Source organism: Thiomonas sp. FB-Cd, from assembly GCF_000733775.1.
Taxonomy (GTDB): Bacteria; Pseudomonadota; Gammaproteobacteria; order Burkholderiales; family Burkholderiaceae_C; genus Thiomonas_A.
The window spans coordinates 1,427,874-1,447,647 of sequence record NZ_JPOE01000005.1; the positions used below are offsets into that span (position 1 = coordinate 1,427,874).

The 19,774-nt window shown below is 61.0% G+C and carries 17 protein-coding genes and 1 tRNA gene; 9 read left to right on the forward strand and 9 right to left on the reverse strand.

Going from position 1 to position 19,774, the window contains the following annotated elements; translation table 11 throughout:
* Positions 1-46 precede the first annotated feature (46 nt).
* The 3 genes from argC to rplM all read right to left on the reverse strand — a co-directional run bounded on the left by argC (position 47) and on the right by rplM (position 2,165).
* A complete protein-coding gene (gene argC / locus CD04_RS0120395) occupies positions 47-1,105 on the reverse strand; it encodes an N-acetyl-gamma-glutamyl-phosphate reductase (protein ID WP_031410192.1) in 1,059 nt (352 codons plus the stop codon).
* Between the two features lie 229 nt (positions 1,106-1,334).
* Positions 1,335-1,727 carry a 30S ribosomal protein S9 gene (gene rpsI / locus CD04_RS0120400; RefSeq protein ID WP_031410194.1) on the reverse strand — a complete coding sequence of 131 codons (393 nt, stop codon included), beginning with the start codon at positions 1,725-1,727 and terminating at the stop codon, positions 1,335-1,337.
* 9 nt (positions 1,728-1,736) lie between these two features.
* Positions 1,737-2,165: a 50S ribosomal protein L13 gene (gene rplM / locus CD04_RS0120405; RefSeq protein ID WP_031410197.1), complete on the reverse strand. Its 429-nt coding sequence runs from the start codon at positions 2,163-2,165 to the stop codon at positions 1,737-1,739.
* 356 nt (positions 2,166-2,521) lie between these two features.
* On the opposite strand from rplM, the gene CD04_RS0120410 reads away from it, so the two are divergent.
* The gene (locus CD04_RS0120410) at positions 2,522-3,178 is read left to right on the forward strand and encodes a GNAT family N-acetyltransferase (protein WP_051849478.1); all 657 of its coding nucleotides are present in this window, start codon (positions 2,522-2,524) and stop codon (positions 3,176-3,178) included.
* Positions 3,179-3,409: 231 nt separating this feature from the next.
* On the opposite strand, the gene CD04_RS22335 is transcribed toward CD04_RS0120410, so the two are convergent.
* Together CD04_RS22335 and CD04_RS0120425 are read right to left on the reverse strand one after the other, a co-directional pair.
* Positions 3,410-4,330 carry a triacylglycerol lipase gene (locus CD04_RS22335; RefSeq protein WP_051849479.1) on the reverse strand — a complete coding sequence of 307 codons (921 nt, stop codon included), beginning with the start codon at positions 4,328-4,330 and terminating at the stop codon, positions 3,410-3,412.
* A gap of 13 nt (positions 4,331-4,343) precedes the next feature.
* On the reverse strand, positions 4,344-5,762 hold the full coding sequence (locus CD04_RS0120425; protein WP_031410205.1) for a coniferyl aldehyde dehydrogenase: 1,419 nt from the start codon (positions 5,760-5,762) through the stop codon (positions 4,344-4,346).
* A gap of 132 nt (positions 5,763-5,894) precedes the next feature.
* Between CD04_RS0120425 and CD04_RS0120430 the strand changes: the two genes are divergently transcribed.
* Positions 5,895-6,836 carry an MBL fold metallo-hydrolase gene (locus tag CD04_RS0120430; protein ID WP_031410208.1) on the forward strand — a complete coding sequence of 314 codons (942 nt, stop codon included), beginning with the start codon at positions 5,895-5,897 and terminating at the stop codon, positions 6,834-6,836.
* 135 nt (positions 6,837-6,971) lie between these two features.
* Here CD04_RS0120430 and CD04_RS0120435 read toward each other — a convergent pair whose 3' ends face one another.
* The 4 genes from CD04_RS0120435 to CD04_RS0120450 form a co-directional block, all read right to left on the reverse strand.
* Positions 6,972-7,952 carry a hydrogen peroxide-inducible genes activator gene (locus CD04_RS0120435; protein ID WP_038168622.1) on the reverse strand — a complete coding sequence of 327 codons (981 nt, stop codon included), beginning with the start codon at positions 7,950-7,952 and terminating at the stop codon, positions 6,972-6,974.
* A gap of 86 nt (positions 7,953-8,038) precedes the next feature.
* A complete protein-coding gene (locus CD04_RS0120440) occupies positions 8,039-10,297 on the reverse strand; it encodes an ATP-dependent DNA helicase RecG (RefSeq protein ID WP_081858111.1) in 2,259 nt (752 codons plus the stop codon).
* A 394-nt stretch (positions 10,298-10,691) separates the two neighbouring features.
* Positions 10,692-11,168, reverse strand: coding sequence for an Lrp/AsnC ligand binding domain-containing protein (locus tag CD04_RS0120445; protein WP_031410215.1), 477 nt, complete (start codon positions 11,166-11,168; stop codon positions 10,692-10,694).
* A gap of 108 nt (positions 11,169-11,276) precedes the next feature.
* The gene (locus tag CD04_RS0120450) at positions 11,277-12,014 is read right to left on the reverse strand and encodes an acetoacetate decarboxylase (RefSeq protein WP_031410217.1); all 738 of its coding nucleotides are present in this window, start codon (positions 12,012-12,014) and stop codon (positions 11,277-11,279) included.
* A gap of 435 nt (positions 12,015-12,449) precedes the next feature.
* Here CD04_RS0120450 and proC point away from each other — a divergent pair, with 435 nt between their 5' ends.
* From proC to CD04_RS0120485, 7 genes are all read left to right on the forward strand, one after another.
* Positions 12,450-13,268, forward strand: coding sequence for a pyrroline-5-carboxylate reductase (gene proC / locus CD04_RS0120455; RefSeq protein ID WP_031410219.1), 819 nt, complete (start codon positions 12,450-12,452; stop codon positions 13,266-13,268).
* Positions 13,269-13,347: 79 nt separating this feature from the next.
* Positions 13,348-13,438: transfer RNA gene (locus CD04_RS0120460), tRNA-Ser, on the forward strand.
* A gap of 217 nt (positions 13,439-13,655) precedes the next feature.
* Positions 13,656-13,919: an AbrB/MazE/SpoVT family DNA-binding domain-containing protein gene (locus CD04_RS0120465; RefSeq protein ID WP_031410220.1), complete on the forward strand. Its 264-nt coding sequence runs from the start codon at positions 13,656-13,658 to the stop codon at positions 13,917-13,919.
* 131 nt (positions 13,920-14,050) lie between these two features.
* The gene (locus CD04_RS0120470) at positions 14,051-14,236 is read left to right on the forward strand and encodes a hypothetical protein (RefSeq protein WP_031410223.1); all 186 of its coding nucleotides are present in this window, start codon (positions 14,051-14,053) and stop codon (positions 14,234-14,236) included.
* A 69-nt stretch (positions 14,237-14,305) separates the two neighbouring features.
* Positions 14,306-16,660, forward strand: coding sequence for a class I SAM-dependent DNA methyltransferase (locus tag CD04_RS0120475; RefSeq protein WP_031410225.1), 2,355 nt, complete (start codon positions 14,306-14,308; stop codon positions 16,658-16,660).
* A complete protein-coding gene (locus CD04_RS0120480) occupies positions 16,657-18,501 on the forward strand; it encodes a DUF262 domain-containing protein (RefSeq protein ID WP_031410227.1) in 1,845 nt (614 codons plus the stop codon). The genes CD04_RS0120475 and CD04_RS0120480 overlap by 4 nt, the downstream gene beginning before the upstream one ends.
* Positions 18,501-19,772, forward strand: a complete 1,272-nt coding sequence (locus tag CD04_RS0120485; protein WP_031410229.1) for a restriction endonuclease subunit S — start codon at positions 18,501-18,503, stop codon at positions 19,770-19,772. The genes CD04_RS0120480 and CD04_RS0120485 overlap by 1 nt, the downstream gene beginning before the upstream one ends.
* The last annotated feature ends 2 nt before the right edge of the window (positions 19,773-19,774 follow it).

Here is a 19,774-nt window from a genome sequence, read left to right on the forward strand (position 1 = left end):
CGCCGACCAATCCGTGCGCGGCCTTGGCTGAAAACACCCACAAGCCTCAGGGCAGCAGTGCCAGCCCCTCCAGGCCAGCCGTCTCGGGCAGGCCGAACATCTGATTCATGTTTTGCACTGCCTGACCCGAGGCGCCTTTGGTGAGATTGTCCTGCACGACCAGGATCATCGCCGTGTCGGGCATGGGCCTGTGTACGGCCAGACGCAGCACGTTGGCGCCCCTCACGCTGCGCGTCTCCGGGGCGTTTCCCGCAGGCAGGACGTCAACGAATGGTTCGTCGGCATAAAAATTCTCATACAGCCCCTGCAGGTCGATCTTGGCACCTTGCGACGTCAGCCGTGCATACAGCGTGGCGTGCATGCCTCGGATCATCGGCACCAGATGTGGCATGAACAGGCAGTGCACGCGCTCGTCATCGTCGGTCAGGCCTGCAATCCGGCGCAGTTCCTGGTTGATTTCCGGGCCATGGCGGTGCCCGCTCACGCCGTAAGCCTTGAAGTTGTCAGCTGCCTCTGCAAAAAGGAGTCCCACTTCGGCCTTGCGACCAGCACCGGAGACGCCTGAGGCGCAATTGGCGATGAGATGGCCGGCGTCGACCAGGCCGGCCGTACGCAGTAGCGGCGCCAGACCCAACTGCACGGTGGTCGGGTAGCAGCCGGGGTTGGCGACAATGCGCGCCCGGCGGATGGTTTGCCTGTTGAGTTCGGGCAATCCGTACGCAGCCTCCTGGAGCAGATCCGGGCAGGCGTGCGGCATGCCATACCAGCGCTCGAACGCGCCGACGTCCCGCAGGCGGAAATCGGCTGCCAGGTCGATCATGCGCACGCCAGCCTCGAGAAGGCCGCGTGCCTGGCTCATGGCAACCCCGTGCGGGGTTGCGAAGAACACCACGTCGCACTGCGCCAGGGGGGCGGTGTCGGGGCTCGAAAAGTGGAGGTCGGTATGCCCACGCAGGCTGGGAAACATCTCCGACACGGCCAAGCCGGACTCTTTGCGTGATGTGATCGCCACAAGCTCGGCATGGGGATGGCGCACGAGCAAGCGCAACAGTTCAACACCCGTGTAGCCCGTGCCCCCAACAATTCCGATCCGCACCCTTTCCATCGATTTGCCTCCGCATTGCAGGCTTCGATGTTAATGCGCGCAGGCGCCTTACGCAGGACGGGTCAGGGGCACTCATCCTGTCGGGCTCGCCGGTCGGCGCCCAATTTGCATGACCGGGAGCGATTCTCGAAGAAAGGCGAGCGTCCAACGAAAAAACAAAGGCCCATCTTTTGGACGGGCCTTTGCGGATTGCGCCAGCTCGGGCTGGCGCAACACTCCATTGCGAAACTCAGCGCTTGGAGAACTGCTTGCGGCGACGCGCGCCGTGCAAGCCGACCTTCTTGCGCTCCACTTCGCGGGCGTCACGTGTGACGAAGCCGGCATTGGACAGTGCCGACTTGAGTGCTGCGTCGTAGTCGATCAGCGCACGGGTGATGCCGTGGCGTACCGCTCCGGCTTGGCCGGATTCGCCGCCACCGCGTACATTCACCTTGATGTCGAACAGCGCTTCGTTCTGCGTCAAGACCAACGGTTGCTTGACCACCATGATCGACGTCTGGCGACCGAAATATTCCTGAAGCGCCAAGCCATTGACAGTGATGTTGCCGTTGCCTTTTTTGATGAACACGCGGGCCACAGAACTCTTGCGGCGGCCGGTGCCGTAATTCCAATCTCCGATCATGGCCGCTCCTTAAAGGTCCAGGCTCTGCGGTTGCTGCGCGCTGTGCGGATGTTCCGCGCCGGCGTAGACCTTGAGTTTCTTAATCATGGCGTAGCCCAGTGGCCCCTTGGGCAACATGCCCTTGACCGCCAGTTGCAGGGCGCGCCCGGGATGCTTGGCCTGCATGTCCTTGAAGCGGGTGGCGTAGATGCCGCCAGGATAGCCCGTGTGACGGTAATAAATCTTGTCTTCCGCCTTGTTGCCGGTGACGCGCAGTTTGGAGGAGTTGACAACGATGATGAAGTCGCCGGTGTCTACGTGAGGCGTGTAAATGGGTTTGTGTTTGCCGCGAAGGCGACGTGCCACTTCGCTGGCGACACGGCCGAGGACCTTGTCCGTCGCGTCAATCACAAACCATTCATGCTTCACTTCGGCCGGTTTGGCGCTGAAGGTTTTCATGGATGTTGGTGCTGCTTGAAGCTTGTGGCCTTTTTGTCCCGCTCTTGGTGACGCTGGCGGGCGCTCCCGTATCTGCTCGCGGCTGTCTGAAGTGCCGGCCTGGAAGACCCCGGGGAGGGCGTGACCTTCCATTCATGCGGCAAACCACGAACTGCTGTTCCGGCGGCCCAAAAAACCGGAGCCCTTGATTCTAGCCAGAATACGTCATGCCTGCCAAGCATTTGGCGCGCCACGTGAGCGGGGGGCCGCTCCGTAGGGAAAACCCTTTTGTTTGCTTTGTGGGCTATTGCGCCTATATTTGTTGCATTGCAGCAAATGAGCGATCACTCCGTCCCCGGACCTTGCTCTCCAATCCAATGATGACATCCCGAGACTTCCCAGCGTTCGAGGGCGCGGTGCAGCCACGCCACGAACTCGATGTATTGCCGTATTTCAACCGGCGCAGTCAGCCGGTGGTTCCCATTCGTGCCATCGGCGTCGAGCACAAGCCGGAGTTGTTCGCCCACTTCCTTGCGCTGGGCGAGGAGGACCGGTATCTGCGGTTTGGGTATGTGGCCAGCGATGCGCAGATTTGCGCCTACGTCAATCGTATCGATTTCGCGCGTGACGAGGTCTTTGGCGTCTTCAACCGCAAGCTCGAACTGGTTGCTGTGGCGCACATTGCCGTGTCGTGCGCGCCCGAAAAAAGCTGTCAGGCCGAGTTTGGCGTTTCCGTGCTTCCGGCGGGTCGCGGCAAGGGCATTGGAACACGGCTATTTCAGCGCGCAGCCATGTTTGCACGCAACCGTGGCATCCAGGCCATGACGATGCAATGCCTGACGCAAAACGCGGCAATGATGGGCATTGCGCGCCGCGCAGGCATGGAGGTGCATGTGGCGGGTAGCGAGACCGAAGCGTATCTCGAGGTGCCGCATCGAAGCCTATTGAGTCATCTGGACGAATGGGTCGAAAACGCCACGGGCCAGCTTGATTTTGTGATCAAGCTTGGATTGCACCGCCCACAGCCAGCGTAAGGTCGAGCGGCTTTCTGAGGCGGTTGCTCCGCAACTCCGGTGCTTGGGCCGCCATCCACCGGCATGCGGCCGCTGGGCGCCGCTCGCGCGGCCCGTTCGGCATCGGCGACCAACACTCTGGGCGCATCGCCCGACTGTGGAGCGCGCCAGGTGGCGGCCAGCGCCGATGGCGCGGCCCGGATCGGCATCTGCGAGGGGTGGACGGCCGGCGACAAAGGCCCTAAGGGCGGTTCAGCGGTGCGTACGGCCACTGGCGAGCTTTAATGCGGCTCCCAGGGCAGCCCAGGTCGCCGGGTCGAAAGCCAGGCCCAAATGTCCCGCGTTTGCGACATGCACGGGCAGGGCGCCTGGAAGCAAGGCTGCCTGTTCAGGGTAGACGAGTTGGTCGCAGGCACTTGAGACGCACCATATCGGCGGCTGCCTCATTTGGCTTTCCCGGGACTGCAGACTCTGTAGCCAGGGGTTGGCCGGCCGCATCTGCAAAGCGTTGAACGTGGCGCCCCAGCGCGCGATCCAGGCTCCCCCATGTGGGGAGCCGACCGTAACCACGGCAGCCACGCGCTGCGCATGGGTTGCATCCTCGGCCAGCCATGCACGCACGGCGAGTCCGCCCATGCTGTGCGCGAGGACGACCGGCGCACGGTCAGTGGACGCCGCAAGCTGCGTGACGGCCGCGTCGATGATCGGGGCGTAGGCGGCGATATCGCCAAACATGGGCTCCAGGTTGACTGCCACCCAGGGCGTACGTTGGGCTTCCAGCCGCGCCAGCAGCGGGTTCCAGAACCCGCGGTTGCACAAATACCCGTGCACCAGGACCACCCCGGGGCCGTTCTGTGGCGTGCCTGGGGAGTCAGGCAGGGTTTGGGCGCGCCAGGGCTGCAGCCACATGAAGGCGCGCATCTGGAGCCACGATTCGGTCACCCACATCCGTGCGCGCGCCGCGCCCGCACAACCGGGCGTGGCGTGGCGGGCGCACCAGAGCGACAACAGCGCCACGTGCAACCCCGTGAGCACCAAATACGCGAGGGGCAGGCCGAACAGTGCGAGCAGGATGCCTTCGACTTCGTGGCCGACCGCAGCAAGGGCGGCGCCCGCGAATACGAGCAACGCAAGTTGGGCGAGCAGCAGGCGGCGTAGCCAGAGCGCTGTCATGAGCGCTCGGTCGTCAGCGCTTCATCATGGCGATCAGGCGCGCGAAGGCCTTCCCGTAGGGCGGGCGCACGAGCGCCGTCCCGGCCAGGCGCGGCTGATACAACACAGGCTTGAGCTTGGTGAAGGTTTCGAAACCCAAGCGGCCGTGGTATTGCCCCATGCCCGAGGGGCCGATCCCGCCGAAGGGCAAATCATCTTGCGCCACGTGGAACAGGGTGTCGTTCACCGTCACGCCGCCCGCGTGGGTGGCGCGCAGTGCCTGGCCTATGCGACGTTTGTCGCGGTCGAACCAGTACAAGGCCAGCGGGCGTGGGCGGGCGTTGATGTACGTGATGGCCTGTTCGACGTTGTCGTAGGGGACCAGCGGGAGCCAGGGGCCGAAGATCTCGTCCTGCATCAACGCAATATCGTCCGGGGGGTCAATGAAGAGGACAGGCGCCAGTCGGTGCTGCAGATCCATGTGCTGCGTGCCAGCGAAGAGTGGATGCAGCTTCACGCCAGCCGCATGCGCATGCGCCTGCAGAGCTGTCAGACGGCTGTAGTGGCGCATGTCGATGATGCTGCAATAGTCAGGGCTGCGCAGGCCTTGCGGGTACAGGCGGCGCGCCGCGCGCTCACATGCTGTGGCGAAGGCCTCGAGCGCATTGCGCGGCAGCAGCACGTAGTCTGGCGCAACGCAAGTTTGCCCGGCGTTGACGAGCTTGCCGTAAACAATTCGGTCCGCGGCAAGCTGCACATCGAACTCCGGGGTGAGCACGGCGGGCGACTTGCCACCGAGTTCCAGGGTGACCGGGACGAGGTTGGCACTTGCCGCCGCCATTACGCGCTTGCCCACGGCGGTGGAGCCGGTGAATAGCAGATGATCGAAAGGCAGGCTGGAGAACGCCGCGGCTTCGTCGGCTCCGCCGGTAAAGATGACCAGCTCGGCCGGGTCGAATGCCGCACGCACAAGGCGCGAAAACTGGGCGCCGAAAGCAGGACTGAACTCGGATAGCTTGACCATCGCCCGGTTACCCGCCGCGAAGGCGCTCGCCAACGGGCCGACCGCCAGGTAAAGCGGGTAATTCCAGGGCGCAATGATGCCCACGAGCCCAAGCGGCTGCGGCAGCAGTTGTGCGCGCGCCGGCCAGAACCAGATGGAGGTGGATGCGCGGCGCGGGCGCATCCAGCTCGCGCCGTGACGCAGCGCGTGGCGGATGGCCTCGAGCGACGGCACGACGTCGAGCACTTGCGTTTCAGCAGCCGAGCGGTGGCCAAAGTCGTCCGAGATGGCTTGGCACAACAGTGTTTCGTTGGCGCGGATGAGCGCAGCCAGACGGCGCAGACGGTCGCGGCGGATTGACCATGCGGGATAGGGCTCGGCGCGGCTGGCTGCGTGCAGGTGCTCGTAGGCGGCTTGCAAATCCGAGGAAAACAGGGGAGGTCTGTCCATGCCAATTCCTCACTTGGTGATTCGCCTTATGCTAAACGTCCGTGTGAACCCCCGCTTCGCTGGTGGCTACGTGCGCCGATAAGGTGTGGTCCACGCGCCAAGTCCACCCATGCCCATGACTGAGTTCGGCCGATGCCCATTCCTTTCCTGCCCGCCTCCGTCCACGTGCTCGAACGTGGATGGCTTTCTGCCAACAGCATATTGTTCCTCGACAACGACGACACGGCAAGCGTGGTGGACACTGGCTACGTGCTGCATGCGGCGCAGACCGTGGCGCTCGTGCGGCTTGCGATGGGCCGCCGAAGGCTGACGCGGATCGTCAATACGCACTTGCACTCCGACCACTGCGGCGGCAACGCCGCTTTGCAGGCAGCGGCGGGTGGAACGGCGAGCTGCACCATTACGGTGCCCGTGGGCGAACTTCACGCGGTGAACGCCTGGGACGAGGACGCGCTGAGCTTCCGGGCAACCGGCCAACAGGCAGCCGGTTTTTCCGCCGCAGCCAGTATTGGCGCAGGCGACAGCTTAGACCTGGGTGGGCTGCGCTGGCGTGTGTATGCGGCCCCCGGCCACGATCCACACGCACTGATGCTTTTTCAGCACGAGGCCCGGATTCTCATCAGTGGTGACGCGCTGTGGGAGCACGGATTTGGGGTCATCTTTCCCGAGATGGTTGGCGAGGCCGGATTCGGCGCCACACGCGAGACGTTGCAAGTCATCGAAGCGCTTGACCCCGCCTGCGTCATTCCAGGGCATGGTGCGCCCTTCGTCGACGTGGATGCCTCACTCGCGCGTGCGCGCTCTCGCCTGCAGGCCTTTGAGGCTGACCCCTCGCGCCACGCTCGTCATGGTCTGCGTGTCCTGTTGAAGTTTCAACTGTTGCAGCAGCCGAGCATTGCCCGCGAAGCCCTTCGCGCCTGGTTCGAGGACGCCGAACTGGTGACGCGCACGGCACGATGCTTCTGGCCAGGCTGCGACATGAGAACTCTGTTTTCGGAAACGTTGGACGGTCTCGTGCTCGCGGGTGCTGCACGACTCGATGCGGGGTTGGTGTGCAACGCAGAGGCGGGCTGAACGCGCCACTTTGTCGAAGAGGGGAAAGCCGGCAGCGACCTTGTGGGCTTGCAGCGCCGTATTGGCGCAGGAGCAAGCTGCAAAGGCGGGCGGCCTAATCGGTCGCGTGCGGCTGGTGCGCGCTGGCGTGACCGTTCACGCCGCCTGAGCGTGCGGTTCAAGTCCTGTTGTTGCGGCCTCCAGCTTGACCACACCGGGAAGTTCGCAATCCAGCACAGCGCGGCGCAACGCCTCAATGGCTTCGGTTCGGGTAAAGCTCTTGCGCCACGCAAGCACGACGCGTCGTGAAGGCACGGGATCGCAGAACGGCACGTAGCAGATCTGCCCTGGTCCATCGGGCGGAGCATTGCCGGGCTCAAACGGTACGGACATCCTGGGCAGAATGGTGATGCCCATGCCGGAGGCGACCATATGCTTGATGGTTTCCAACGAGGATCCCTCAAAGCTCTTGCGTATCCCATCAGACCCTGGAGAGAAGCGCGCGAACTCGGGGCAGACCTCCAGCACATGGTCACGGAAGCAATGGCCGGTGCCGAGCAGCAGCATCGTTTCATCTTTGATCGCCTCGCTCCGCACCGGCGCGCAGCGGGACAGCCGGTGCCCGTGGGGTACGGCAACCAAAAAGGGTTCGTCGTACAGCGGCGCAATCGCCAAGCCATGATCGGGAAAGGGCTCGGCAAGAATGGCAGCATCCAGCTCCCCATTGCGCAGCATCTCCAGGAGCTTGACTGTCAGCTGCTCCTGCAAAAGAAGCGGCATCTGAGGGGTGACCTGGATCACCCGCTTGACCAAGGGTGGCAGCAGGTAAGGGGCAACCGTATAGATCACGCCCAACCGCAGCGGACCTGCGAGCGGATCCTTGCCTCGCTTTGCAATTTCTTTGATCGACGCGGACTGCTCCAACACGCGCTGGGCCTGCTCAATGATCTCTTGGCCAATCGGCGTGATGCTCACCTCGTTGCCGCCGCGTTCGAAAATCCTCACGTCCAGCTCGTCTTCCAGCTTCTTGATGGCCACCGACAGAGTCGGCTGGCTGACGAAACAGGCTTCGGCCGCGCGACCAAAATGCAGCTCACGGGAGACAGCGACGATGTAGCGTAATTCAGTGAGTGTCATAGTTTTTGAAAATTGTATTACAGTTTTCATCAATTACAACTATGACGCGAGCCATGGAACGGGCGCGTGGACAGTGCGTGCTCGACTCAAGCGGCCAGCCAGTCCAAACGTCCACCAAGCCAGCGCTGCAAGTGCTCATGGGCCGCCCCCGGGTCGTGGTGCAGCAGCCACACGGCTGCGTCCCGCGCGGCCTCAAGCAAAGCGATGTCGGTATGCAGGTCAGCATGGCGCAGCATCTGCACACCACTTTGTCGCTGGCCGAGCAGCTCACCAGGCCCGCGCAGCTCCAGGTCCTTCTGGGCCAGCACGAAGCCATCATTGGTGTCGCGCACGGCCAGCAGCCGTGCACGCGCCATCTCGGATAACGGTGGCGTGAACAACAAGAGGCACTCGGAGGCATCAGCACCACGCCCCACCCGGCCTCGCAACTGATGCAGTTGCGACAAGCCGAACCGCTCGGCATGCTCGATCACCATGAGGGTGGCCGCGGGTACGTCCACACCAACCTCGATCACTGTCGTCGCCACCAGAAGGCGCAGCCGGCCAGCCGCAAAATCGGCCATGACTTGTGCCTTCTGCGACGCTGGCATGCGCCCGTGCAAGAGTCCAACCCGCTCGGCATCGTTGCCCAAGGCCGCCTGCAGCTCGGCATGCGTGGCCTCGGCGTTGCGCAGATCGAGGACTTCACCGCCGGCCTGGGTGAACGCCCTGCCGCGGCGCTCGTCGCTGCGTCTGTGGGCAGGCAGCGTGGCGGTTGGTCTCGCGGTTGACTCCTCGACAAGCGGACACACCCAATACACCTGCCGTCCCGCCGCGACGAGGGCACGCACACGGGCAATCACGGCGTCGCGCCGCGCTTCGTCAAACACACGCGTGCGAACCGGGCTGCGTCCAGGGGGCAGGTGCGCGATGGTGGAAACGTCCAGGTCGCCGAACACAGCCATGGCCAGCGTACGGGGAATGGGGGTGGCGCTCATCATGAGCAGGTGCGGCTCCCGCACGCCATCGCCCGCCCCTCCCTCAAGTCCCTCATCCAGTCCCTTCGCGCGCAGACTCAGGCGTTGGGCAACGCCAAATCGGTGCTGCTCATCGACAATGGCCAGCCCCAGACGGTGGAAGCGCACCTTCTCCTGGATCACCGCGTGGGTGCCGACGACGAGCTGCGCCGCGCCGCTCGCGGCGGCCTGCACCGCAGCATCGCGTTCGCGTCGAGTTTGAGCGCCCGAGAGCCACGCGACGCTCACGCCCAGTGGCTCCAGCCAGTCGGCCAGTTTGCGCAGATGCTGGGTGGCGAGGATATCGGTGGGCGCCATCAGCGCGCACTGAAACCCGCAATCAATGGACTGGGCCGCCGCGAGCGCCGCCACCACGGTCTTGCCGCTGCCGACGTCCCCTTGAAGCAGCCGATGCATGGGCTGCGTCAGTGCAAGATCCGCAGCGATCTCGGCTGCACAGGCCTCTTGGTCAGGCGTCAGCGCAAAGGGAAGCGCTTGAAGGAGTCGATCGCCCAGACTCTGGGGGCCATTGCGCGCCGGCAGCGGCCAGGCGCGTAAGGCGGCGCGTGCAAGGCGCGCTTGCTGCTGTGCGATCTGCTGTGCGAGCAGCTCGTCAAATTTGATGCGCTGCCATCCCGGGTGGCTGCGATCTTCCAGCGACGCCAAGGACACCTCGGGTCGCGGCGCATGCAGCACATCGAGTGTGCTGGCGATGTCCGGCAATCGAAGGCGCGAGAGCAAATCGGCGGGCAACCATTCGCGCGCGTCAAGCCTCGCACGCGCGCCCGTGATCGCCTTGCGCAACCAGGCCTGGCTGATCCCGGAGGCCGCTGGATAGACCGGGGTCAACCGCTCAGGCAAGGGCTCATCCGGCTGCGCCGCATGGCACGTTGGATGCACCATTTCCATGCCAAACAGCCCCGCGCGCGGCTCTCCGCGCACGCGCAACAGCTTGCCTGGCGGGTACTGGCGCTGCCAGTTTGGGTAAAAGTGGAAAAACCGCAGGTTAAGCGTACCGCTGGCATCCTGCACCTGGATGCGCAGTTGCTTTCGCACCCCTGCAGAAGCCTCCGCTTGAACAACGCGCGCCTGTACAACTGCCGCGACACCGTCGCGCAGTGAGGCAATTGCCGAAATGCGCGTTTCGTCAAGGTAGTGCAGTGGCAGGTGCAGCGCGTAATCCCAATCGCTTCGCAGCCCCAGGCGCTCGCCGGGTGATGGGCCGGACGAGTGCGTGGAGTCGCGTGGCTGGGCGGGGCCTGTACGTGCGCCACGGCGAGTGCTCTTTCGCGCAGGCCCCTCACAAGCCTGTACCGCAGGGGCTGAACGGCTGCGCGGTGAAGAAGTCATGCAAACATTGTAGAAAGCACCACTTTTGGGCGTCTTCCCGCCGTGCAACGTAGGCGGTGGCCGCTGGCCAAGGATGGGCCGACGGCCAAGGCCGTCCTGAGTGTTGACAGTAGCGTCCCCCTGGGGCAGGGGGGAGCCCCGATCGGCGCCAACACGGCAAGAAGCTCCGGGATGGCTTCAAGATCATGGCGCCAAGACCAAGATCGTCTGCGCGTGACGCCCGCATGCATTCAGTGGGCGTTATCCTCGGCGAGGTGCGGTGATGCATGGAGCGTTCCTCGCCGACGCGAACGCAGGCGCCCCGACTTTGGCGGGTTCCAGGTGCTGGGCCTTGCCGCCTGGCTCATGGCGCGAGAAATCGGCGCGCTTTGCGTGTCAACCGGGCGGCGCGATGTCAATCGACCTGGAGCGCCTGAGAATTTTTCACCTCTTCCATCACCGCATAGGTGTGGGTTTCGCGCACCCCAGGCAGACTGAGTAGAACGGTACCCAGAAACTCGCGGTAGGCGGGCATATCAGCCACGCGCGTTTTGAGGAGATAGTCGAAACCGCCGGCAACCATATGGCATTCCATAATCTCCGGCCGGTTGCGTGCGGCGGCTTTGAACTGCTCAAAGACATCAGGCGTGGTGCGATCCAATACAACCTCAATGAAAACCAGCAGTGACGCGCCCAGTTTTTGCGGGTTGAGCCTGGCCTCGTAGCCGAGGATGAATTTTTCGCGCACCAAGCGGCGCACGCGCTCGAGCACCGCAGTCGGTGAGAGGTGAACGGCCTGTGCCAACGCGAGGTTGGACATGCGGCCATCGTTTTGCAGCAGAGCGAGAATGCGGCGGTCGACGCGGTCGAGGGCGCTTGCGGAGTCTTTCATGGATCAATCTCCCAGTGTTTTGAACTCGAACTCGAATGATGTTCCAGCCGTCATCGAAAATGGGCTCCCTCGTGCGGTGATCCACCGGCAGTCATCAACTTTCGCTGCTTACTTCAGGTAGTCATGCACAACGGTGCCCAGGCCCAAGGTGAGATCGGACACGATGTGGACGCAAGACACGACTTCTCGCACGGGGAGTTGGGACACCGGCGCCAACGCGTGCGCGTGGAGTTCCAGTGCGGCGGGGCCGGTCCACGCGCCCTTCACAGAGACGTCTTCCAGTGAGTAGGTGACGAGCTCGCAAATGCGTGCCGAGCAGTCCACATCGGGAATGATCTTGAGCAGATAGTTCGGCGCCAGCAGGCCCTTGCGCACCTGTTCCGTATCCAGCACTACGTGCTTGTAGCCCATGGTGCCGGTGGCAATGCGTACCGACCCGTAATCCAGCGTGCCCAAGAGCGTGTCAGACTCCACACGCAAGCGCGGCTTGGCCAGCTTTTTGGGGAATCCCCAGATCTCACGACCGCCCGCCAGCGGTGCTTCGTCGTCGAGGAACATTGCGATCTGGTAGGTGCCGGGCTGACCTTTGTAAGTAATCGGCACGACTTGGCCGGATTCGGTGTAGTCGCCGAACCCGGTCGAGTCCGGCATGCGTATGAATTCAAACTTGACGGTGTCTCCGGCAGGCTCGAGCGGTTCGGGGATGATCTCACGCAGAAGGGCGGGGTCAGTGCGATACGTAATGATCAGGAATTCGCGGTCGATGAAGCGGTAGGGTCCCCGTGGATAGGCTGGACTGGACAGGGGCATGGAAAAGGCTGATTGCGCGACTCGTTGGGCTTGCATGGCACATCCTTCGTGGACACAGTATTCAGTCAGTGTTGCGCCGCACCGGAAAGTTCACGGGAGCCATGACGTTTTGCCGATTTTCCGCAGGAGTTGAGGCGGGTGATTCATCCGATTTCTTCCCTTTTAAACGCCTCACTGCATTTCAGTTCAGGGTGTCCAGACCGAATCTGCCACCAAATTTTGCCGATTAACCACAAGAGTTTCGGTCAAGACGATTGAAATGCAATACCGATCTTGGGGGGGGCTCCAGAATCACATGGTTTGCAAGACCGTGTCGGTCGAGAGGGGATTCGCACATACCCGGCTCACTCGCGTGGCGCTGACATGCTCGCATGCTTTAGCTGATTGGGTCGGGCGGCAGCAATGCGTGAGCGTGGATCTGCGCCTTTTGGCAAGCCAGGACTGTGCTTCGGATGCCGCGATAATGCACGAATGAACGTTCCCACTCTCGCTTTCATCGGTGGCGGCAACATGGCCAGCGCTGTCATTGGCGGCCTGATCCAGGCCGGGTCGCCGGGGTCCTCGATCATCGTGGTTGAGCCCTCCGAGGCTCAGCGCGCGCTGCTGCAGGAGCGCTTTGGGGTCTGCGCGTGCGCCGACGCAGGTCCAGAGTTGCGCTCAGCGGCTGTGGTGGTGTGGGCGGTCAAGCCGCAGAGCTTCGTCAATGCTGCAGCCTGCGCACCGCAGCTGTCGGACGCGCTCCATATCAGCGTGATGGCCGGCGTGCGTTGCGAGGCGATCGCGCGTCGAGCAGGGGCGCGACGCATTGTGCGTGCTATGCCGAACACGCCTGCACTCATCGGCCAGGGCATTGCGGGCCTGTACGCAAGCTCTGCCTGTAGCGAGGCTGATCGAGCCCAAGCCGAACAGGTGCTGGCGCCGACGGGAAGCCTGATTTGGGTGGAGGAGGAGGCGCAACTCGACGCGGTGACGGCCATTTCCGGATCGGGCCCGGCCTATGTGTTCTATCTGGTGGAGGCGATGCAGGAAGCGGGCGTGCGTCTGGGTTTGCCGGCGGACACCGCCAAGCGTCTGGCATTGGCCACATTCGCGGGAGCCGCTGCGCTCGCAGCGCAATCACCGTTGTCGCCTGCAGAACTTCGCGCGCAGGTCACAAGCAAGGGTGGAACCACGGCGGCTGCGCTTGCCGTTCTGGCTGAGCGTGAGGTCGCACAGGCTTTTGACCAAGCGATACACGCGGCCGCCCGGCGTGCCGTCGAACTTGGCGATGCGCTCGACGCGGATGGTTGAGCCATGCCGGAACGCGTTGAAAACCGAGCCTCAGGGTCCCACTAAATCTCGACTGGGGCTGTTACGATATAGGGTTGCCGGAGAGATGGATGAGCGGTTTAAGTCGCACGCCTGGAAAGCGTGTAAGGGTTAACAGCCCTTCGGGGGTTCGAATCCCCCTCTCTCCGCCAGTACATGAGACTAAGTGATTGATTTACTTAGTCTTTTTTCTTTTCGGCGTTCTCCGGTATGCCATTGGGTATGCCACGCCGAGTTGATTCTCTTTGGTGCCAAATGTGCGTCGTTGGCAGGTTGCACCGCTGTAGCTACGCAGTAGCTGCGATGAACGCGGGAAAACTTTCCCTCATCCTGTGGTGAATGTTCACCGATCCATAGGAGCCGATCATCATGACCACAGCTAAAGTCTCAGACCGCGGTCGCATCACCCTTCCACTGTTCGTTCGCCGCGTCCTCGGTTTGGAGCTCGGGGACGTCGTACGCTTCGTCGAGATCGAACCCGGCAATTTCGTGCTCAACCGAACGATTGGCAAACCCACTGGCGAGCCGATGTCAGCCAATGAGCTCATTGACGAGATGCATCGGGTGCTGCACGAAGCGCGTTGGAATCCGCCATTGCGCTTGCAAGACCAAAAAGCCAAGAATGCGGATTGATGTCCAAACCTGGGTAATTCTGGCCTGAAGCCATCCCCACTCGCACGTTCACGTGCGAAGGGCGCATTCTGTCCTATTCAACCCCAGCACAACGCAGTACATTTGCAGGACAATGAATCCGGGACTACGTCATGAAGCGCCCAAAGGACGAAACCCTGTCCATCCGTACATCGACAGACATCAAACAGCTTCTGCGCATGGCTGCCGAAAAAGAACACCGCTCCATCGCATCGATGATGGAAGTGCTGATCCTGAACTACGCGCAAGAGCATGGCCTGAAGGCCGATGCCGTCCAAGAAAAGCCGCCAAAGAAATGAAATGCAAGCCCGCAGTCAGCGGGCTTTCGGGAACGATACGGGCTGCTGCCCGGAGAAAAACAGAACAGAATGGATCATTCAGTACATAACAAGATCGTCAGCTTCATCTGGTCAATCGCTGACGACTGCCTCAGGGATGTTTTTGTGCGCGGCAAGTACCGCGATGTCATCCTGCCGATGTTCGTCCTGCGCCGTCTGGACTGCCTGCTGGAGCCTACCAAGGAAGCGGTGCTTGAAGAGGTCCGCTTCCAGCGTGAAGACGCGGAAATGGCCGATCTCGATCCGCACGGCTTGCGTGAGGCATCGGGCTACGTGTTCTACAACACCTCCCGCTTCACCCTGAAGTCGCTGCTGGGCAACCCCTCCCAGCTGGAAGCCAACCTGAAGAGCTACCTCGATGGCTTCTCCGACAACGTGAAGGAGATCGTCGAGAAGTTCGACCTGCGCAATCAGGTTCGCAAGATGGCGCAGTCGGACGTGCTGCACGACGTGATCGAAAAGTTCGTGTCCGACCAGATCAACCTCAGCCCCAACGAGCGCAAAGGCCCGGATGGGCGCACCCAGCCGGGACTGTCCAACCTGGGCATGGGCTACGTCTTCGAGGAACTGATCCGCAAGTTCAACGAAGAAAACAACGAAGAGGCCGGTGAGCATTTCACGCCGCGTGAAGTGATCGAGCTTATGACCAATCTGGTCTTCATCCCGGTCAAGGACCAGCTGCCCAATCCACTGACCATCTACGACCCGGCCTGCGGCAGCGGCGGCATGCTGACCGAGTCGCAGAAATTCATCACCGACCCCGAAGGCGTGATCAAAGCCAATGTGGGCGTGTTTCTGTATGGCAAGGAAATCAACCCCGAGACCTACGCCATCTGCAAGTCCGACATGATGATCAAGGGCAACGACCCGGAGAAGATCAAGTTCGGCTCCACGCTGGCAACCGACGATTTCTCCGGCACGCGCTTCGATTTCATGCTGACGAACCCGCCCTACGGAAAGAGCTGGAAGAGCGACCAGAAAAGCATCGTCGATGGCAAGGACGTGATCGACCATCGCTTTCAGGTCAATCTGTCTGACTACACCGGGCAGGAACACGACTTCTACCCAGCAATCCCGCGTTCGTCGGACGGCCAGCTGCTGTTCATGATGGAGATGGTCAACAAGATGAAGCGACGCAGCGACAGCCCGATGGGCTCGCGCATCGCTTCCGTCCACAATGGCTCTGCGCTGTTTACCGGGGATGCTGGCGGTGGCGAAAGCAATATCCGCCGCCGCATCATCGAGAACGACTATCTCGAAGCCATCATCCAGTTGCCGAACAACCTGTTTTACAACACCGGCATCACCACCTACGTCTGGGTCCTGTCCAACAACAAGGCCGATGCGCGCAAAGGCAAGGTTCAGTTAATCGACGCCAGCAACCTGTACCAGAAGCTACGCAAGAACCTGGGTGAGAAGAACTGCGAATTCACCGACGACCACATCCACCAGATCACCCAGCTTTACTTGGAAATGCCGAACGACGGCATTTCTAAAATCTTCAACAACCGCGATTTCGGTTACTACAAGGTCACGGTGGAGCGCCCGCTTCGACTGGCTGCGCAATTCAGCCCCGAGCGCATCGGCACTCTGCGTTTCACGCCGGGCATGCAGGACATCATGGAGTGGGTGTTCGACAAGTACGGTGACGAGGTCTACACCGAACTGAAGGCCCATACCGAAGCCATCGAAGCGCACCTTGAGCGCGAAGAGATCACCCTTTCACCCAAAAACCGCAAGGAACTGCTGTCCGAAGCCACATGGCGCGAGCAACGCGGCATCATGCAGGCCGCACGGCAACTGGCAGAGAGGATCGGCAACGGCGAATTCCTCGACTTCAACCACTTTGAGGGCATCGTCGATGACGCCCTCAAAGCACTGGGCCTGAAGCTGGCTGCACCGGCACGCAAGCAAATCCTCAACGCCGTCAGCTGGCGTGACGAGCGGGCCGAGAAGGTCATCAAGAAAGTCCACAAGTTCAACGCTGCCAAGCTGGGCGATCTGCTGTTCCAGCTGGGCACGACCCGCGACAAGCTTGGCGACTATGGCTACATGGCGACACCAACCGGCGAATACATCGAGTACGAGCCGGACAGCGAGCTGCGCGATACCGAGAATGTCCCGCTGGCGCTCGATACCAGCCTGTCGGCCTCCAGCGTGATCCATGACTACTTCATCCGCGAAGTGCGCCCGCATGTGGACGAGGCATGGATCGCCATCGACAAGACCGTGATCGGCTACGAGATCAGCTTCAACAAGTATTTCTACCAGCACAAGCCGCTGCGCAGCCTGGAAGAAGTCACGGCGGAAATCCTGGCGCTGGAGGCCGAGACGGATGGCCTTCTCAAGCAGTTGGTGAGCTTTGTATCGGGTGCCAAGCAATGAAGGAAATTCAGGCCAAGACGCGCAGCGTGCGCGAGTTGCTGAGCGACACCAAGTACGGCATCGACTACTACCAGCGCGAATACAAGTGGCAGACCAAGCAGATCGTCGAACTGGTCTCCGACCTCACCACGGCGTTCTTGGAAGAGTACCAGCCGCAGCACGAACGCAAGGACGTAGCCTCTTACGGGCATTACTTCTTGGGCTCCATCGTCATCAGCCAACCGGATGAGAAAAAGCAGATCGTGGACGGTCAGCAACGGCTGACCAGCCTCACCCTGCTGCTGATCTACCTACACAACATCCAGAAAGACCGGCCTGACGCAGTTTCGATCGAAAAGATGATCTTCTCCGAAGAGTACGGGGAGAAGTCTTTCAACCTCGACATCCCCGAACGCAACGAGTGCATGAACGCACTGTTCGATGGCACGCCCTATGACGCGGTAGATCAGGTCGAATCGATCCAGAACCTGATCGGCCGCTACAACGACATCGTAGAAGCCTTCCCCGCCGAGATTGCGAACGACAAGGCACTGCCGTACTTCGTGGATTGGCTACGTAACAAGACCCAACTGGTTGAGATCTCGGCCTATGCGGATGCCGATGCCTACACGATCTTCGAGACCATGAACGACCGTGGGCTGTCGCTCTCAAACACCGACATGCTCAAGGGCTACTTGCTGGCAAGTATCACCGACACTGCCAAGCGGGCCGAGGCTAACAAGGAAATCAAGCACTGGCTGCTGACATTTGCCAAGCGGGACAGCGAGCGCGACACGAAGGAAAGCGAAGCTGATTTCTTCAAGGCCTGGCTGCGTGCCAAGTACGCGCAGGACATCCGGGAGCGCAAGAAAGGCGCGAAGCCGGAAGACTTCGATCTGATCGGCACCGAATATCACCGCTGGGTACGCGCGAAGGACGATCTGATCGGCCTGAATGCCAGCGATGATTTCAACCGCTGGGTGCGCCAAGACCTCCGTTTCTTCGCCCGCGTCTACCTGGAATTACTGGAAGCGTCCGAGACCTTGAAGGAAGGGCTGGAGTCTGTCCGCTTCAATGCGGACCACGGGTTTACCCAGCAATTTCAGGTGTTGCTGGCCCCGCTGCTACCGACCGATGACGAAGCCACGGTCAAGGCCAAGCTCAAGCTGACGGCGGATTACCTCGACTGCTGGCTGAATCGCCGCCTGTGGAATTTCAAGTCCATCGACTACTCCACCCTGCAATACGCGACCTTCCTGCTCACTAAGGAACTGCGCAACCTGTCGCTGGATGCGTTGCGTGACAAGCTGATCACCCGACTGACCAACGATCAAAAGGAGCTGCCGCTCGACGACCAGCCCTACCTCAACAACTGGAATGCCAAGAGCCTGCATCGCCAGTTGGCCCGTTTTACGCACTGGCTGGAAGAGCAAAGCGGACAGCCAGGGCGGTATCTGGAATACATCGTTCGCTCCGGCAAGAACTCCTACGAGATCGAACACCTGTGGGCCAACCACTTCGAGCGCCACACCGATGAATTCGCCCATGCGCAGGAGTTTTCCACGCACCGCAACAAGGTGGGCGGCCTGGTTCTGCTGCCGAAAAAGATCAATGCGAGCCTGAATGACAAGGCCTACAGCGACAAGCTGGAGCACTACCAAAGTGAAAACCTGCTGGCCCGTTCACTGCATCCCATGTGCTACGTCCACAACCCCGGCTTCCTCAACCTGAAGGCAGAAACAGGTCTGCCGTTCAAGGCATTCACCGAGTTCAAGAAGGCTAACTTCGATGAACGATTTAGCCTCTACAAGGGCATTGCCGAACTGCTTTGGTCGGTTGATCGCTTGAAGGAGGTGGTGTGATGCAGCGCTACGAGAGCTACGCACCCAGCGGGGTGAAATGGCTCGGGGATGTTCCTGCGCATTGGGAGGTTCGCCCCGGTTTCACCTGCTTCAAGGAAAACAAGGACCGCAACAAGGGACTGGTGGAAAGCACTGTACTTTCGCTGAGCTACGGGCACATCGTCATCAAGCCAGAAGAGAAGCTGACAGGCTTGGTGCCGGCATCGTTTGAGGGCTACCAGCTTATCAAGCCTGGCGATATCGTCATCCGCACCACTGACCTACAGAACGATCAAACCAGCCTGCGAGTCGGTCACGCCAAGGACGAAGGGATGATCACCTCAGCCTACCTGGGCTTGAGGTGTAATCCCGAAATCAACCCAGAGTATGTGTTTCGATTGCTGGCGAGCTACGACGCACTGAAGGTCTTTTACGGTATGGGCTCTGGGCTTCGCCAGAACATCGACTTCTGGGATTTCAAGCGCCTTCCTATTCCACTGCCGCCGCGAGACGAACAAGACCGCATCGTTACCTTCCTCGACCAAAAAACCGCCGAAATCGATGCCGCGATTGCGAAGAAAGAGCGGCTGATTGAGTTGCTCGAAGTGCAAAAGGCAATACTGATCAACAAGGCTGTCACGCAAGGCCTGAGCCCTGATGCCCCCCAGAGTGAGAGTGGCATCTCGTGGATCGATAAGATTCCCTCGCACTGGCAAGTGAAGCGGGCGAAATACCTGTTTCGTGAGATTGACGAGCGCTCGGTCAGTGGCGAGGAAGAATTGTTGTCTGTCTCACACATGACCGGAGTCACACCTCGCTCCGAAAAAACAAACATCTACATGTTCATGGCCGAGGACTATTCCGGCTCCAAGCTTTGCCGCCCAAACGATCTGGTCTTCAACATCATGTGGGCGTGGATGGGAGCCTTGGGGGTATCTGATCGAACTGGAATTGTCAGCCCGTCCTATGGTGTTTACCGTCAGCTGAAAGAAGGTACTTTTAACAATTGGTATTTGGAACACTTGCTGCGTTCGACACTTTATGTGGCCGAGTACAACAAGCGCTCAACCGGACTGCATTCCTCACGACTGCGGCTCTATTCGCACATGTTTTTTGACATGGAACTTGGTTTTCCTCCACGCGAGGAACAAGACAAGATTGAGTACGAAACAAAAAAACAGATTTCGCAGGCAGACGCTGTGATCGCGGCAGTACGTTCAGAGATAGAGAAGCTTACAGAGCTACGCTCGACTCTTGTGGCAAGTGTCGTGACTGGAAAAGTGCGGGTGTAAAG

Excerpts from the sequence above, each read along its gene's own strand:
- CD04_RS0120465 (WP_031410220.1), top strand. The coding sequence starts at position 13,656 with ATGACCACAGCTAAAGTCTCAGACCGCGGTCGCATCACCCTTCCACTG.
- rpsI (WP_031410194.1), bottom strand. The coding sequence starts at position 1,727 with ATGATCGGAGATTGGAATTACGGCACCGGCCGCCGCAAGAGTTCTGTG.
- CD04_RS0120430 (WP_031410208.1), top strand. The coding sequence starts at position 5,895 with ATGCCCATTCCTTTCCTGCCCGCCTCCGTCCACGTGCTCGAACGTGGA.
- CD04_RS0120470 (WP_031410223.1), top strand. The coding sequence starts at position 14,051 with ATGAAGCGCCCAAAGGACGAAACCCTGTCCATCCGTACATCGACAGAC.
- rplM (WP_031410197.1), bottom strand. The coding sequence starts at position 2,165 with ATGAAAACCTTCAGCGCCAAACCGGCCGAAGTGAAGCATGAATGGTTT.
- CD04_RS0120475 (WP_031410225.1), top strand. The coding sequence starts at position 14,306 with ATGGATCATTCAGTACATAACAAGATCGTCAGCTTCATCTGGTCAATC.
- CD04_RS0120445 (WP_031410215.1), bottom strand. The coding sequence starts at position 11,168 with ATGAAAGACTCCGCAAGCGCCCTCGACCGCGTCGACCGCCGCATTCTC.
- argC (WP_031410192.1), bottom strand. The coding sequence starts at position 1,105 with ATGGAAAGGGTGCGGATCGGAATTGTTGGGGGCACGGGCTACACGGGT.
- CD04_RS0120485 (WP_031410229.1), top strand. The coding sequence starts at position 18,501 with ATGCAGCGCTACGAGAGCTACGCACCCAGCGGGGTGAAATGGCTCGGG.
- CD04_RS0120425 (WP_031410205.1), bottom strand. The coding sequence starts at position 5,762 with ATGGACAGACCTCCCCTGTTTTCCTCGGATTTGCAAGCCGCCTACGAG.
- CD04_RS0120435 (WP_038168622.1), bottom strand. The coding sequence starts at position 7,952 with ATGACACTCACTGAATTACGCTACATCGTCGCTGTCTCCCGTGAGCTG.
- CD04_RS0120480 (WP_031410227.1), top strand. The coding sequence starts at position 16,657 with ATGAAGGAAATTCAGGCCAAGACGCGCAGCGTGCGCGAGTTGCTGAGC.
- CD04_RS0120440 (WP_081858111.1), bottom strand. The coding sequence starts at position 10,297 with ATGACTTCTTCACCGCGCAGCCGTTCAGCCCCTGCGGTACAGGCTTGT.
- CD04_RS0120450 (WP_031410217.1), bottom strand. The coding sequence starts at position 12,014 with ATGCAAGCCCAACGAGTCGCGCAATCAGCCTTTTCCATGCCCCTGTCC.
- proC (WP_031410219.1), top strand. The coding sequence starts at position 12,450 with ATGAACGTTCCCACTCTCGCTTTCATCGGTGGCGGCAACATGGCCAGC.
- CD04_RS22335 (WP_051849479.1), bottom strand. The coding sequence starts at position 4,330 with ATGACAGCGCTCTGGCTACGCCGCCTGCTGCTCGCCCAACTTGCGTTG.
- CD04_RS0120410 (WP_051849478.1), top strand. The coding sequence starts at position 2,522 with ATGATGACATCCCGAGACTTCCCAGCGTTCGAGGGCGCGGTGCAGCCA.